At 61.1% G+C, this 14,686-nt stretch carries 15 protein-coding genes; all 15 read right to left on the bottom strand.

All coding sequences use genetic code 11. The features are described from left to right. Window positions 1-68: 68 nt before the first annotated feature. Complete coding sequence (locus NKI95_RS24585; RefSeq protein WP_352719854.1) at window positions 69-1,124, bottom strand: hypothetical protein; 1,056 nt, start codon at window positions 1,122-1,124, stop codon at window positions 69-71. Then, window positions 1,125-2,207, bottom strand: a complete 1,083-nt coding sequence (locus tag NKI95_RS24580; protein ID WP_352719852.1) for an ABC transporter ATP-binding protein — start codon at window positions 2,205-2,207, stop codon at window positions 1,125-1,127. Between the two features lie 75 nt (window positions 2,208-2,282). Further along, complete coding sequence (locus NKI95_RS24575; protein WP_352719849.1) at window positions 2,283-3,605, bottom strand: iron-containing alcohol dehydrogenase; 1,323 nt, start codon at window positions 3,603-3,605, stop codon at window positions 2,283-2,285. Further along, the gene (locus NKI95_RS24570) at window positions 3,598-5,127 is read right to left on the bottom strand and encodes a xylulokinase (RefSeq protein ID WP_352719847.1); all 1,530 of its coding nucleotides are present in this window, start codon (window positions 5,125-5,127) and stop codon (window positions 3,598-3,600) included. The genes NKI95_RS24575 and NKI95_RS24570 overlap by 8 nt, the downstream gene beginning before the upstream one ends. Before the next feature lie 65 nt (window positions 5,128-5,192). Then, a complete protein-coding gene (locus tag NKI95_RS24565) occupies window positions 5,193-6,722 on the bottom strand; it encodes an ABC transporter substrate-binding protein (protein WP_352450630.1) in 1,530 nt (509 codons plus the stop codon). Window positions 6,723-6,769: 47 nt separating this feature from the next. Beyond that, window positions 6,770-7,669: a carbohydrate ABC transporter permease gene (locus tag NKI95_RS24560; RefSeq protein WP_031212286.1), complete on the bottom strand. Its 900-nt coding sequence runs from the start codon at window positions 7,667-7,669 to the stop codon at window positions 6,770-6,772. Beyond that, the gene (locus NKI95_RS24555) at window positions 7,669-8,580 is read right to left on the bottom strand and encodes a carbohydrate ABC transporter permease (RefSeq protein ID WP_352719844.1); all 912 of its coding nucleotides are present in this window, start codon (window positions 8,578-8,580) and stop codon (window positions 7,669-7,671) included. Before NKI95_RS24555 ends, NKI95_RS24560 begins: the two co-directional genes overlap by 1 nt. A gap of 343 nt (window positions 8,581-8,923) precedes the next feature. Further along, window positions 8,924-9,970: an NAD(P)-dependent alcohol dehydrogenase gene (locus NKI95_RS24550; protein ID WP_352719842.1), complete on the bottom strand. Its 1,047-nt coding sequence runs from the start codon at window positions 9,968-9,970 to the stop codon at window positions 8,924-8,926. A 545-nt stretch (window positions 9,971-10,515) separates the two neighbouring features. Beyond that, window positions 10,516-11,016 carry a GNAT family N-acetyltransferase gene (locus NKI95_RS24545; RefSeq protein WP_352719840.1) on the bottom strand — a complete coding sequence of 167 codons (501 nt, stop codon included), beginning with the start codon at window positions 11,014-11,016 and terminating at the stop codon, window positions 10,516-10,518. A gap of 23 nt (window positions 11,017-11,039) precedes the next feature. Then, on the bottom strand, window positions 11,040-11,345 hold the full coding sequence (locus NKI95_RS24540) for a type II toxin-antitoxin system TacA family antitoxin (RefSeq protein ID WP_352592712.1): 306 nt from the start codon (window positions 11,343-11,345) through the stop codon (window positions 11,040-11,042). Between the two features lie 21 nt (window positions 11,346-11,366). Continuing rightward, window positions 11,367-11,561, bottom strand: coding sequence for a hypothetical protein (locus tag NKI95_RS24535; protein WP_352719838.1), 195 nt, complete (start codon window positions 11,559-11,561; stop codon window positions 11,367-11,369). Continuing rightward, window positions 11,545-12,660 carry a Fic family protein gene (locus tag NKI95_RS24530; protein ID WP_352719835.1) on the bottom strand — a complete coding sequence of 372 codons (1,116 nt, stop codon included), beginning with the start codon at window positions 12,658-12,660 and terminating at the stop codon, window positions 11,545-11,547. Before NKI95_RS24530 ends, NKI95_RS24535 begins: the two co-directional genes overlap by 17 nt. Before the next feature lie 760 nt (window positions 12,661-13,420). Then, window positions 13,421-13,636 (bottom strand): hypothetical protein, encoded by a 216-nt coding sequence (locus NKI95_RS24525; RefSeq protein ID WP_352719833.1) that lies wholly within the window; start codon window positions 13,634-13,636, stop codon window positions 13,421-13,423. Next, a complete protein-coding gene (locus NKI95_RS24520; RefSeq protein WP_352719831.1) occupies window positions 13,633-13,833 on the bottom strand; it encodes a hypothetical protein in 201 nt (66 codons plus the stop codon). The genes NKI95_RS24525 and NKI95_RS24520 overlap by 4 nt, the downstream gene beginning before the upstream one ends. A 431-nt stretch (window positions 13,834-14,264) precedes the next feature. Next, on the bottom strand, window positions 14,265-14,507 hold the full coding sequence (locus tag NKI95_RS24515) for a hypothetical protein (protein WP_352719829.1): 243 nt from the start codon (window positions 14,505-14,507) through the stop codon (window positions 14,265-14,267). Window positions 14,508-14,686 lie beyond the last annotated feature (179 nt).

Genomic DNA, 14,686 nt, shown 5'->3' with positions numbered 1-14,686 from the left:
TCCAGAGCGGGCTCGGCGGAGCCATGTGCTCATCGATATGAGGCATCAATCGAGTTTCCCCGGCTCCGCTAGCCTCGATGATAGCGGTCGAAGGACAAAACCAGCGGAGCATCATGGCAAATCGCGTCGATGATGGCCCTCGTCAGCGGCAGGCGATCGTGGGGAAGTACACCCCGGCCCATCATATTCTTCAAAGCCGGACCAAGGTCCAGCGCCAGTTGCGCCCCCTCGACCGTGTCCGAACTCATATGTTCGCGCTTCGCCACGGAATAAGGCAGGCCGCGGCCGAGCAGGCGTCCCATGCGACCGTTACGGCCCGCCTGGCAGGTCACATAAAGATCGCCGGAGCCGGCCAGCCCCAGCACCGTTTCGATTTTTCCACCCAGAGCTTCGACCAGAATCGCCATCTCGGCGAGGGACTGCGAGAAAAGTGACGAGGCTAGGTTGTGCATGAGCGCGCCATTGGGCGCCTTGTCGTCGCGCTCGAGCAGCCCAACGGGGGCCGCAACGGCGAGTGTGTAGAAATTCTTGAAAGCAGCGCAGATCTCGACACCGACGAGATCGGATGACGATCGCGCATGATAGAAAGGCGCACGCAGAATGCGGGACGCCGCGGTCACTTGGTCGGGATCGTGCCCGGCCACGATCACAGACGTGTCGCGCTGTGCGGCCAGTTCGCCGGCAATGCACGGTCCGCCTATGGCCATCACAGGGACAGACAACCCAGTGCGTTGCTCGATCTCGCGGGCAAGCGGATGTGGCAGGATTTCGATGCCTTCGTCGGTTGCCGCAAGTCCTTTCGTAATCATCAGGATCGGCACGGGCGACTTGATGCTTTCCGCAATGCGGTCGATCGCCCAAGGAATGCCGGCCGACGAAACACCGAGTACAAGCAGATCGGGTCCATCGTTCATCGCTGCCCCGAATTCGGTCCAGGAACAGGCGGTCACCGCGTCAGGCAGAGTGATGTTGAGGCGAGGGTGACGACCTGTGCTGGCCACCGAGCCGACGATCTCCTCGTCGAGATGGGTCCCGACAAGAGTGATGTGGTTACCGGCATGAGCGGCCGGAAGCGTCATGGCAGAGCCCATGACGCCGGCGCCGAGGATGATGATCCGCGCCATTCAGCTTCTTCCCTTGTCCAGCCGCTCGCCGCTATCCTCGTCGAACAGGTGGATTCGCTCAGGCGCCGGCTCCAGATGGATCACCGCTCCAGGAGAGGGCTCCATGCGGTCATGCAGCACCGAGCAGATCGCGGTGTTGCCCATGCTGGCAAAGATGTGGATTTCGGGGCCAGTCGGCTCGACAACCGTAATCCTCGCCGGAATGCCGCGCCCGTCGGCCACTGGTCGAAGATGTTCGGGGCGAATGCCGTAGATCACCTTTTGGCCGGGCCGGACCGCAGCCCCTGGCGGGAGCGGGAGGGATAGCTCGTCGGCCCGCACCACCCAGGCGCCGCGCTCGGAAGCCACCTCGCCATGGAACATGTTCATTGCGGGCGAGCCGATGAAAGAGGCGACGAAGAGGTTTGCCGGGCGATCGTAGACATCGAGCGGGCGCCCGATCTGCTCGATATGGCCGTCGCGCATGATGACGATGACATCGGCCATGGTCATGGCCTCGATCTGGTCATGCGTGACATAGACGGTGGTGGTCTTCAGCCGCTGGTGGAGCTCCTTGATTTCGGTGCGCATCTGCACGCGCAGCTTGGCATCGAGATTGGACAGCGGTTCGTCGAACAGGAACACAGTTGGGTCCCGCACGATGGCGCGGCCCATGGCGACGCGCTGCCGCTGACCGCCCGAAAGCTGGCGGGGGTACCGTTCCAGATAGGGGGTCAGATTGAGGATCGCCGCCGCCCATCCGACCTTCTGTTTGATTTCATCGGTTGGGCGTTTCTTCAACTGCATGGAAAAGGCCATGTTGTCGAAGACTGTCATGTGCGCGTAAAGCGCGTAATTCTGGAAGACCATCGCGATGTTGCGGTCTTTGGGATGGAGCGTGTTGACGACCCTGTCGCCTATGGCGATCTCACCGGACGTGATGGGCTCGAGACCGGCTATCATACGCAACAGCGTGGACTTGCCGCAGCCGGACGGTCCCAACAGAACGACGAACTGGCCATCCTCGATCGAGAGATCGAGTCCATCGATAATCGAGACGGCGCCATAGTCCTTCTTTATGTTGCTGATGGTGACAGACGCCATAAATTGCTACCCTTCGATTGCCCTTGCCGGTTGGATCTCATTTTCGCCATGCGAGCCATTGGCGATCGGATGCTCTCACCATTCGTTCTCCAGAAACTCTTCCAGCAACCCCCCATCGGCGGCCAGGTTGACAAAGGACCATCGGCCGCGGATTTCTCGCGAATAGCGAATGGCATCGTGCCAAAGCGCACGCGGCAGGCCTAGTTCCGCGCCGGTGACCGGCCCCCCCGCAGCCTTGAGCGCCGCCTCCATGCGGGCGACCGGCATTGCCATCGGCCGAACCTCCTGGCGCAACGCCGGCCAGATTTCCGCAAGCCTGCGGTTGAAGGTTTCCGTCTGGCTGGCGTCGTGTGCCGTCTTCCTCATCTCGGCAATGCAAAGCGGTCCAAGTTGCCCGCCATAGCGCGCCAGCATTGCCGCCTCGTCGATGAAGGTCGGCCTTGCCTGCGGCGGCACTTCCATGTCCAGTAGCCGCGCTTGCAGTCGCGCCATGACCAGCGAGGCAACCCCGACCTGCTGGCCGTGCGTGGTGCCGGGATGATGGGCTTGCGCGAACATGTCGATCCAGTGGGAGATTTGGTGCTCTCCCATGGACCCAGGGTGGGAAACGCCGGCGAAGCACACACCCATCGAGCACAGCGTCAGGATGCGCTGGAGGTGCCCGACGGCGGTGATGTCATGCCTGGCAAGGCCAGGCGCATGGGCCAGCATCGGTTCCTCATCACCCGCCTGCAGCAGGTAAGGCACCTCGGAATAGTAAGTGTCGAACAGCCGATGCGAAGCCCACCAGTCGATCTGGGCGGTGGAGCGGCAGAGGCTGTCGCCAAGCCCGGCGGCGCTGAGCCAGGCGGGTGCTGCAGCCGAAACACCAAGGTCCAGGAAGATGCCCCGCGGAGCATGCGAGGGCAGCGAGATCTTAAGCCCGGAGGCCAACGTCACCGACGCTGTCGAGGCGCCGTAGCCATTCATCGAGGCGGCCGTGCCGAAGACGGCATAGGGCCGCTCGTCGAGGAAGGTTGCATGCTTGCAGCTGTCGTTGAGGACGCCCGACCCGACGGCCACGACCCCGTCGGCGTGACGCGTCTTCTCCCTGACCATCTGGATCGTTGCCTCATCGCAGTCGAGGCCGTCAGGCAGCACGATTTCGTCGATGTCGGCGATGGCGCGCAGCGCCTTCGCGACGCGCCGGCCCATCACATCGACGGTGTTGACATCGGACACAACAGCGATGCGGCTGCCTAGGGCCAGGGGCGCAACGAGATCCGCCTCCCGGCCCTCCGTCGTCTCCAGCAATTCGATCGTCTGGAACGGCAGGACCGCTGCCGCGCCTGTCTTGGGATCTTTCCAGCGTCCCGCGACAACGTCCTCGATTAAGGCGTTCCAGTTGGTTTCAGCCATGATCGGCCTCCATGAAGGCCGCGAGGCGCTCGTTCCAGGCTGAAAGCGTAGGCCAAAGATCGGCATGGATCGCAAGAAGCTCGGCGTAGAGCGCGGCCCGTTTCGCGTCCGGTTCGAAGGTTTTGGCCGGCTTGCTGGCCATTGCGAGCGACGCTTCGGCGATGGTGGAAAACCAGCCCACGCCCTTGGCCGCTGCCATCGCCGCGCCAAGCGAGGAGGCTTCCACTGTCGTCGAACGCATTACGGGACGGTCGAGTGCATCTGCCAAAATCTGCATCCACAGGTCGGACTTCGCTCCTCCGCCGATGGCTATGAACTGGTCGATGGTCTGGGCGGCAGCCGCAGCGGCCCGCTGACTTGTCGCGGCCTGATGCAGCGCTATGCCTTCCAGCACGGCGCGATAGATGTCGCCGCGGCGGCTGGAGCCGGATAGCCCGGCAATGACACCACGGGCAGCACTGTCCCAGTGCGGATCCATGACGCCCTGCCAGTAGGGCAGGAGCATTATGCCGCCTGCGCCGATCGGGCTGGTAGCGGCTTCGGCCTCGAGCGCCTCCAGGGCGTCGCTTGCGCCATGCAGATCGACGCCAAGCATTTCGCGCGCCATCCAGTCGACAAGAAAAGTGCCGGCGCGAAGGCACGTCTCGTAGATATAGCCATCATCGGCGACCGCCGTCTCTGTGCGGAAGGCCAAATCATGCACGTAGTCGATGCCGAAGCTGCCAGAGACGACAGCCGTACCGAGGTTGATGTAGGCGCATCGCGGCTGCAACACACCCGCGCCCGTGCCGGCGCATTGACCGTCGCCGCCGCCGGCGACGATCGGTGTGCCCTCCCGCAAGCCCGTCAGCATGGCCGCTTCCGACGTTAGTTGGCCTAGAACGGCGCCGGGCCGCGCCAGGTCAAGCATCATGCGCCGGGCGACGCCTGCCGCGTTCAGTATATCGTTCGACCAGTCCATAGCTCGCATATCGAGTATGCCCATCGGGTCGGCGGATGCGGTGGACGTCACCCACAGGCCACTCAAGCGAAACACCAGATAGCCGTGAACTTCGGCCATTCGCTCCACCCGGGCAAAAATCTCGGGCTCTTCCTCGCGAAACCAGATCATGCGGTAAAGGCAAGGAATGACGTCCAGCGGCTTGCCGGATATTGCGTGGACGCGTGCCGCGCCGAAGCTCTCGCCGAAGCGCCGTGCCTTCCGCCGGGCGCGCTCATCGAGCCAGAGCGTTGCAGGCCCGACTGCCTGGCCCTGCTCATCGAAAAGTCCGAAGCTCTCGCGTTGGTTGGCAATCGCAAGGGCTGCAATGCGTGCCGGCGAAACCGTTGCCGCGACAGCGCGCAGCGCTGCGACCGTCGAGGTCCACCATTCGGCCGGATCCTGCTCGAAATAGCCCGAACGCGGGTTGGACATTGCAAGCGGTGCACGGCCTTCAGCCACGGCCAGACCATTGCGGTCCCAGGCGATCGCCTTGGTTGCCGAGGTCGAGGAATCAATGCCGATGACGAGATCTGGAACCATTGCCGCCACATTGCCAAACGGCGAGGGCGGCCGAAGCCGCCTTCGCCCAAATCACCGATTAGCCGCTAAAGACCGGCGTCCTTGACTTTGCCGTCGACAATGCCGGCAATAGCATCCAGGCATGCCTTGGCGTCGCCGCCATAGTCTTGGCCCGTAAGCAATTTGCCGAGTTCAACCGGAATGTCGTTGTTCGACAAATCCGCCCAGATCGGCATGTCCGGCTCCGATCCCATCTGGTTGTCGATAGTGTATTTGATCGCGTCGAAGTGGCGTGTCGTTCCGGGCCCGACAACGGCCTTTGCCTTGACCCGAGGATCCGTAAAAGAGGAATTGCGCATCGGCGAGGCGCCGCCGCCGAGCGTCGATACCCGCGCCATCACATCCTTCGAGCAGACCCACTGCATGAACAGCCATGCTGCTTCCTTGTTCTTGGAATATTGCGACAGCGAGATCGTCGAGCCGCCCTGGTGGCCGACGGCCGGGATTTCGTTGAAGCCGCAATCGGCGGCGGCGCGGCGGCCAGGAACCTCCTTGGGCGCGGGCAGGGCCTCGAACAGGCCTTTGACCTTGGAATCATTGGCGTCGAAGCCGGGGAAATCCTCGCCCCAGGTGATTGCCATAGCGGCTTGTCCCTGCGTCAGCGCCTGTCCCTGACCGTCCCACGTCCAAGTCGTCGCAGACGGCGGCGAATTCTTGACCAACTCCTGATAGAATTTGAGCCCGGCCACGCCGCGTTCGTCATTGCCGACAAACTTCTTGTCCTTGTTGAAGACCGAACCGCCATGGCCCCACAGTGCGAAGGTCCAGTCGCATTCGAGCGAATAGTGGCCGGACTTCGCCTGGCACGCGGTGCCGAAGATGCCGTTGCTTTTTTCTGCCTCTGTGAGCGCCTGAACGGCCTTGAGGTAGGCGTCGAGGTCTGTCGGCAGCGCAATGTTGTGTTTGTCGAATAGATCCTTGCGGTACATCAGGATGAAGATCGGAATATCGAATGGAATTCCGCACTGTTTGCCGTTGTACATGGCAATGCCGTCGACCAGCGGCTTGGAGAAATCGTCCCAGTCGAAGTTGGGCATCGCCAGGTCTTTGTTCTGGTCGTAATACTCGCGCGGATCGACGACATCCTGGGCAAATGTCGCCATCCAGGACTGGTCGAGATAGTAGACGTCGTAGGTGCCAAGTTGGCCCTGTACGTCTTGCGTCGCCTTGGCGAGAACCTGCTCCAGCGGCACGATCTCGACTTCCACCTCAATGCCGGTTGCCTTGGTGAATTCACCCGCGACAAGCTGGTTGGCCACGATCGTTGGCGGCGTCGCTTCCGAAGTGTAGCGGATTTTGGTGCCGGCATATGGCTTGCCGACATCGGCCAGCCACTTCAGCATGTCGGCGTCCTGGGCGCGGGCTTCTTCAACCCCAAGCCCCAGCATCCCCCGATTGGTGCGGCCGCCTCCTAGCATGGCCGATCCGAAGGCAGAAAAGCCGACACCGGCGAGCGCCATCTTCCTCATGAAGTCGCGTTTGGTTATTCGGCGCGCCGTAAAATCGTTGCAGGTATCGGCGACGAATGTCTTCTTGTCGTGTTCACTGAAGCTCATGATCGTTCCTCCATTGCGTTTTTGTCGTCGTTCTTCTCGTCTGCGCCTCACTCCTTCAGGGACCCGAGGGTGAGGCCGCGGACCAGATGCCGTTGAACCAGCAGGATGAAGATGAAGCTGGGTATGATCGCGGACGTGCCGAGCGCTGTGATGTAGCCCCACTCGGTCGCGGTCGAGGTGACAAAGGTCGAGATCTTCACCGGCACGGTGCGGATCGACGTTGTCAGGAACAGTGAGAGCAGGAACTCGGTCCACGAAAAGATGAAACACAGCACAGCCGTCGCAGCGATGCCGCCCTTGACCATGGGAAGGACCACGCGTCGGAACGTCTGCCAGCGCGTCGCGCCGTCAATCAGCGCCGCCTCATCAACCTCGCGCGGAACATCGTCGAAGAACGATTTCAAAAGCAAAACTGCCAGCGGCAGGTTGATCAAACTGTGAACGAGGATGAGGCCCGTATAAGTATCGCGTAAGCCGAGATCGCGGAACATGAAAACGATCGGAATGACGATCGCGATTGGCGGCATGAAGCGCTGCGAGAGAATCCAGAACAGGAAGGACTGCTGGCCGCTGAACTGCATTCGCGACAGGCAATAGGCAGCCAGGGTGGCCAGCAGCAGCGTCAGCGCCGTCGATCCGACGGCTATGATGGCGCTGTCGAGCAACGACTGGCGGGAATCGTAGGAGCTCGCGCCACCCTTGATGACCCCGGCCGCCTCGCCGCCTTGTTCCATGCCGATGTCGACGCGCGAAACGCCAAGCAACGTCACACGGTAATTGTCCGGCGTCGGCGTGAAACCGGTGTAGACTGGTCCGCTGCGGTCGAAAATCGCCGAATAGGGTTTGATGGACGACAGAGCCCACCACGCGATCGGGAACATGAAGATCGCCACCACCAGGACGGCGAGCACGTCACGGGCGATCGTTTGGGCGCGCGACGACTCCATCAGAACCTCACCTTGAACAGCCTGACGAACAGGTTCGACACGACGATCAAGACGACGAGCACGATCAGCGACAGGGTCGCGGCATAGGGAAAGTCTCCGGTGAAGTAGATTCGACCCGCGTAGAATGAAAGTGTCTCGGTGGCCGTGCCTGGCCCGCCGGCGGTGATGATGTAAACGTAGTCGTAGATGCGAAAGAGATCGACGCCGCGGATCAGCACCGCGACCGCTATCACCTTGCGCAGCATCGGCAATGTGAGCCGCCAGAATGTCTGGATGCCGTTGGCGCCGTCGATCGCCGCGGCTTCGAAAGGTTCCTTCGGCAGCGCCCTGAGTCCTGCCAGGATGATGAGCACCATGAACGGCGTCCATTGCCATATGTCTGCCAGCAGGATCGCCGCCAATGCGGTTCCGGGCTGCGTCAGGATCGGCTGTGCCGGCGAGATCAGGTCGAGGGCATAGAGGTAGAACGACAGGACGCCGAAAGAGCCGTCCTGCATCAGCAGGAACATCATTCCGGTCACCGCAGGCGGCACCACCAGCGGCAGTGTCATCAGCGCCCGCAGCACGCCGTAACCTTTGCGATCGGTGTCAAGCAGAAGGGCAATGAGGATGCCGAGCGCAAGCTGAACCGCAAGCGCGACGAAGGTGTAGATCAGCGTGGTTTCCAGCGAATGCCACATACGCGCATCCGAGAAGGCCCGCGTCCATTGGTGGAGCCCTGCGAAGTCAAGCTGCCGGGAAACGACATTGCGTTTGTGAAACGACAGCCAGACTGAATAGGCGAGGGGGTAGATGCCGAAAACGAGAAGCATCACCGTGATCGGCGCGAGCCAGGGAAAAGGATGCTCGGCCGTCATGAACCGGGGCAGGGCCCACCTGGAAGTCGGCCGCGTGAGGATAGCGCTGCTCACGTGCAAATCTCCGCTCGGTCACAGAGACGCATCGGCCTTCTCCCTATCGGCCAGATTGTGCCAACTTGAACTTTTGTAAGTTTGTTGTGCCTTTTGTTAGGAACGTGTCGGACGGCCGCCGATTTGTCAAGTCGGTTCCGTCAGCGCTCAAGGGATTTGCTCGTGGTCCCAGAGGATGCCGTCATCGCCGGGTATGGAGTTGTTTTTGGAGGAAACGCCGCCGGTAAATGCCGTGCACCAGCCTCAAACGCGCTCAGGGCCGCCGCCAACTTTGGCAGCCCAAGGAAAGCTACGAAAGCATCGAGGAGATCGGGAGGACAGCCGGGGGCTTTTGGAACTCCCCTTAATCCGGCAACAGGATCTGAAGCTTTACGTCCGCCGGCCGGGCTTCGACTGCGCGGTCGAAGGCGGTGATGGAATCTTCGAAGGGGAAGGTCGCCGAAATGAGTGGCTTTAGGTCGACCCGACCCGACCCCATCAGCGCGATTGCCCGCTCATATTGGTGGGCATATCGGAACACAGTCTCGATGCGGACTTCCTTGGTCGAGGCGGTGGCGACATCGAATGCGATCGGCGCCACCGGCAGGCCGACCACCACCACCGCGCCGCCGGGCCGCGGCAGATCGAGCAGGGTCTCCCATGCCTTGGACGAGCCCGAGCATTCGAAAACGACATCGGCGCCCCAGCAATCGGTCAGGCGCTTTACCTCCGCCGCCAGGTTCTTGTCGCGGATGTTGACCGGGATCACGCCTTGATAGCCGCTGGCGATGTCGAGCTTGGGTTGGGCGAAATCTGCAACAATGGCGCGGGCGCACCCGCCGGCGAGTGCCGCGATCGCCACCATCGTGCCGATCGGCCCGGCGCCAATCACCACCGCCGTGTCACCAGGCGCGATCTTTGCTTTGGCAGCCGCCTGCATGCCGACGGCGAAGGGCTCGACCATGGCGCCTTCGGCGAAGCTGACATTGTCGGGCAGTTTGAAAGTGTAGTTGGCGGGGTGGACGACATAGGGTGTCAACACGCCGTGGATCGGCGGCGTTGCCCAGAACCTGACCGCCGGATCGATGTTGTATAGGCCGAGCCGGCTCGCCCGCGAATTGGGATCGGGGATACCCGGCTCCATGCAGACGCGGTCGCCGACCTTCAGATGCTCGACGCCTTTCCCTGTTTCGACGACAGTGCCGGCGGCTTCGTGGCCCAAGACCATCGGCGCTTCGACCACGAACGGGCCGATGCGGCCATGCGTGTAGTAGTGCACGTCCGAGCCGCAGATGCCCACCGTATGGATCTTGATGCGAACTTCGCCCGCGCCTACGGTCTGTGGCAGATCGATCTCACGCAGCTTGAGTTCGTGCTGGCGTTCAAGGACAAGGGCGCGAACGTTCGTCATCGACGTAATCTCCTCTAATGCCGATTGTTCGAGGCCTCCTCGACCTTGCTTGCACTCGGCACGTTCATCATAGCCGCTCATTCACGGCTTCAAAATCCAGTTCGGAAACGGGTGTGGCAAGATTCCGACTATCCGTACCAACCCGGCCAAGGGACTTTGAAGGCCGACCATGCCGCTGCCGATTGCGTTTGGATCATTCAGGGTGCTCTGAGGTATCCAGTGATAGATTCGGCATCAGGATGGGAACCAGTGTTTAGAGGGCGACGTGCACACTTGCTGCACACAAAGTTCTCCCATCTTTCGGTTCTGTTTTGGCGAAGCGGCGCAACAGGGCATGCTGTGACGCGATGTTTGAGAGATTGTCGCCCGGCTTCGGCTGCCCGAGCGACAGAGCACCTGACAGGGCGCCGTAGCACGACGAAAGAGGGTCCTTTTTATTGGGTCTGCGAGATGCTTCTGAGGGCTTCGGCAAAGCACAGGGTGGCCGAACCCGTCGCGGTCCGACGGCGAAGGCTGCGCGTTAGGCGATGTAGGTGCTGCGTCGATCATGGCTCCACCAGTTGCTGGATTGCGTGCATCGGTAGGACCAGCCGGAGGGAGTCCGGCAGCCGCACGAAGCCGTTTCCCTCATAGAAGGCAGCGGCGCGCTCGCTGATGGCATCCACCACCAGCATCGAGGAACCGACTGTGGCCGCGCTCGCATAGGCGCGCCGCACGGCGTCGGCGAGAAGCATCGCACCCAGGCGTTCGCCCTGACGGGCTTCCGAGACCGCCAGCCGTCCGATCAGCGTGGCGCTGACCAGCGGATAGCGCGGGATGTGCTTGCGCGCGGCGGCCGGCACGTCGCCCTGTGCAACGCCGGTTGCGCAAAGCGTATAATAGCCCAGCACGACATCCGGTTTATCAGGCTCCACGAGAATGAAGACCCCATTCGCCTTGCGCCGCACATCTTGGCTTGCCTGCGTCCGGAGATAACGGTCGAGTCTGTCGACGCCGCAGGCAAAGCCGTCCCGGTCGTGATGCGACGCGAGCGCCTCGATCTTCAAATCTGGCCGAGACGCCGCCATGCTCAGGACGCGACCCGGCGCTTGTGCTCGGCCAAGGCGCGGACCAGCCGCTCACTCGGCTCTGGCGGATTGACCAGCGCGTCGAAGAATGCCGCGCGGTCGCGATCGGACAGCACCAACGTCTCATGCTCGGCGATCGTCCGGCGCGCGGTGTCAGTGAGCGCAGTGACGCAGAAGTCGCTGACTTTGCGTCGTGACAGATGCGCTGCCCGCTCGATAAGATCCTTAGTCTCTTCATCCAACCGGAATCCGAGGCGTTCGACGCGGTTGGGCGTCTCTCGTTCGATCTGGGGCTGTTTGCGCGCCATTGGGATCACTCCTGTCGTGGTCTATGTTTCGCAAACAATGTACGTCACATAGACGAACAAATCAACGTCCGATTTCTGCCCTTCATCCACGCGCCGGTGGTCGAACATCAGCTTCGCCCGCTGTTCGGCTTCTACTGGGTGCTGACGGTGCCAGGCAGGCAGGCTCTTCGACAGCCCGCTTCTTCTGCCCTGTTGTGGTTTACGCTCGGCCAGCAAGAGTGTTCAATGCGTAACGTGTGTATCGTCGTTCGCCAGTTCTAATCAGTGCACCCTTGGCAACGAGGTCCTGCAAATCTCTTGTCGCTGACGCGCGAGATGCCTGAGTGATGGCGATGTAATTCTCGGCGCTGAGACCGCCCTTGAAACCATCTATACCTTCGCGGAACATCCGGGTGATGACCTTTTCCTGGCGCTCGTTGAAGTGACCGCGGTAGCGTTCGTAAAACTTGGCCTTGGCGACGGAGAATTCGACACGGGCAAGCGTTACGCGCTGCGCTTCAAGGATCGTTTTAGCGAAGTAGAGCAGCCAATCCGTAATCGCGTTGCTCTTGTTGCTGGCCTCCAGATGGTCGTAGTAGGCCTTGCGGTGGCGTTCAATCGTGTACGCCAAAGCGATGAGACTGGGCTCACCCAGGCTTTGCGCCAACGCCTTTTCGCAGAGGGCACGCCCTATGCGCCCGTTGCCATCCTCGAATGGGTGAATGCTCTCGAAATAAAGGTGCGCGATTCCGACACGCGTCAACGCCGGAATCGGTATCTTGCCTTTGGGCGCGGTTTCGTTGAACCAAGCCGCGAAGGCGTCCATTTCGGTCTTCACCCGGGCCGACGGCGGCGCTTCGAAATGCACTTTGGGCTTATCCAGCCGATTGGAAACGATTTGCATAGCATCGGCATGCTGGCGGTAGCTGCCGATGGTCCCGATACCCCGCTCACCCGACATCACCATCTTGTGCCAGGCGTAGAGGGTGCGGTGCGAGAGTGTATCGGCGAAACGCAAGTAAACATCGGCCATCATTTCAGCGATGCCGCGCTCGGCCGGCGGAATGTGCCTGATCTCGCTTCCCAGGCCAAGTTGCTGGCGTAAGGATGATTGCAGATTCTCGCGGTTGAGGTATTCCCCTTCAATCGCGGATGTCTTCAAGGCCTCTTCGCTGATAAGATCGATGCGGATCTGGTCGCGATCGTTGGCACCGACATGACGAAAGACGCCCAGGAACTCGCCCGATCGCAACAGGAACTCGCTTTCCAGCGGTTCCAATACCTTCTTATCGTAGGTAAAATGCGGCCAGTCAGCCTGCTCCCAATTCCATACCATGAGTTATAGAGCACCTTTCTATAACTCATGATGCCACGAAAGGTGAGCTATAGCAATCCTCGCTATGCCTCAAGGTCCTGTCGGATAGGTCAACACCCCCCGGCGGCACCGCAGGTTTTCCTGATTGCGCCGGAGTTGATCCAACCCAGGCCGGCTCCGAAAGGGCCGCTGGAAACGTTGAAGGACATAGCTTGAGGCGCCCCGAGAACCGGTCTTTCGCACGGCTCCCCTCACGCAGCTATCAAGGGCCGACACGTGTAGCGTCATTATGGAAGTCAGCGGCGGTTCGTACCTCACAGGCGCTCGCGGCTTTGCCTGTTCAAGATGTGGGCACGGCTCGGATCTGAACCGGTAGGCTGGAGCACGGAGCCGGCCCCGACGGGCCTTGGGGCTGGGCTCCGGGAAGTGTCCTGTCCCTTGGCACTGGAACCCTGATTTCGGGCCAGTCCAACTGGCGGTTGCTAGACGTATAGCAACTCATGCGCCTAAGTTTGCCTACGGCCCGCGCGCACCTGGCAAGCCCGCCCACCCTAGTCCCCCGCTTGGTGCAACAGCGCCCGTCCGGCCCGCCGCACCCAACCGTGCGGCGGGCTTTTTTCACGCGGTGGAACACCGGCGCACAGGGAAGTTCGGCGCACGCAGCATACCCTTCGCCTCACAGTATTGCTGCCGGATCGCTTGCCCTGATCGGCCCACGTCGTCGATCGACAAAGGTTCATATGGAGCGACAACGCTCGCTAGGGCTTCCCGATGATGGGAGTCATGCTCGGTCCTTTCTCGGCAGAGAGCGGGCAACAAGCCGAAGGCGTTCATAAAGAACAGCCTCGTCGAACTCACCGTCCGAGAAGAGTGCCATTGCGGTCACGCTCAGGCGCTCCGCCTGCTCGCTACTAACCGAGATACCTGCCTCGGCGCAGACACGATCAAAGACCTGTTTCAACAAAGCCAAATCGCCAGGATAGGCTATGCCACTCATTGAGACAGGCCCATGGCAGCAGATACTTCGACGACCGCCTCGGTTAGCTCTTCGTCGGATGCGACCAAATAAGGCGCAGCCTGCCTAATTTCCTTCAGTGCTGCTTTGATCGAAACTGTGTTGCCATACTCGGCCCTGTTTAGAAGTGCAGCGATTGCTTGTTCTAGAACTGGAGTTACCCTTTGCACATTGCTCATCCAACCCACCCCAAAAAACACGCCCCGGTGGGATAATAGTCTATTCCTAATTGGCTTCAATTGAATTTAAAAAACGTACGGTTGCTCACCGTTGCTTAGCCGTTCAGCCCGCAATATTGGTGAAAATTTATTCGGCATGCCTCTTGATGCGATCGCGGTGCTTGAAGTGCGCGTGCATGCTTACGGAGCCGGGCCTTGGCCGGCTGTTCTCTATCTGATTCCAAATGCCCACATTGGTAGAGAAACCGCCCAAGGTCTTCCACGCATTCAACCTCCTCCATCTCAACGGCAGAGAGCTGCGTGAGGCTCCGCTCCTCGAGCCGCATCATCCTTTGCAGCGGTCGGATCTCACCCGGCATGCCTTCGACCAGCTTCCTGCCCTCCTGCAGGACGTTTACTTTCTCAACCAGCTCGAGCGAATCCAAGCGAGGTCAGTGATGATCATAGTGCGTCGCGGGCTCGTGCCGGCAAGCGGCTCGTCGAGTAGGAGCAGGCCAACCGATTGTTGTCAGCGCCAGACCGATTTGCAGCCGCTGTTTCTCGCCACAGGCAAGTTCCGAAACAGGCCGATCGAGCGCGCCGTGAGGTTCACCAGCGCTGCCGTGCTCAAGAATGCTCATTGAGACCGGAACGCCACGGATATTCTTGAACGGATAAGCCTGAACCCTGAACATTCCGCGCGCGCCTCGTCGAGGACTCGCCCAGGCCCGTGGTCGCAGCCGCTAAGAGCCGCGGCAAGCTGTCCGTGGTCATTGACTGTTCAGCGCCGTGGCGATTGGATCCGCGCCGGCGAGGAAGCGACAGGGCAGTTTGCCCTGGCTTTCAAGCTTGATCAGCGTCCGAGCACGCTGGC

This window comes from Mesorhizobium sp. M0306 (assembly GCF_040321655.1).
GTDB lineage: Bacteria > Pseudomonadota > Alphaproteobacteria > Rhizobiales > Rhizobiaceae > Mesorhizobium.
Note: the sequence above shows the minus strand (reverse complement) of the source record. Positions and strands in the feature narration are given on the sequence as shown.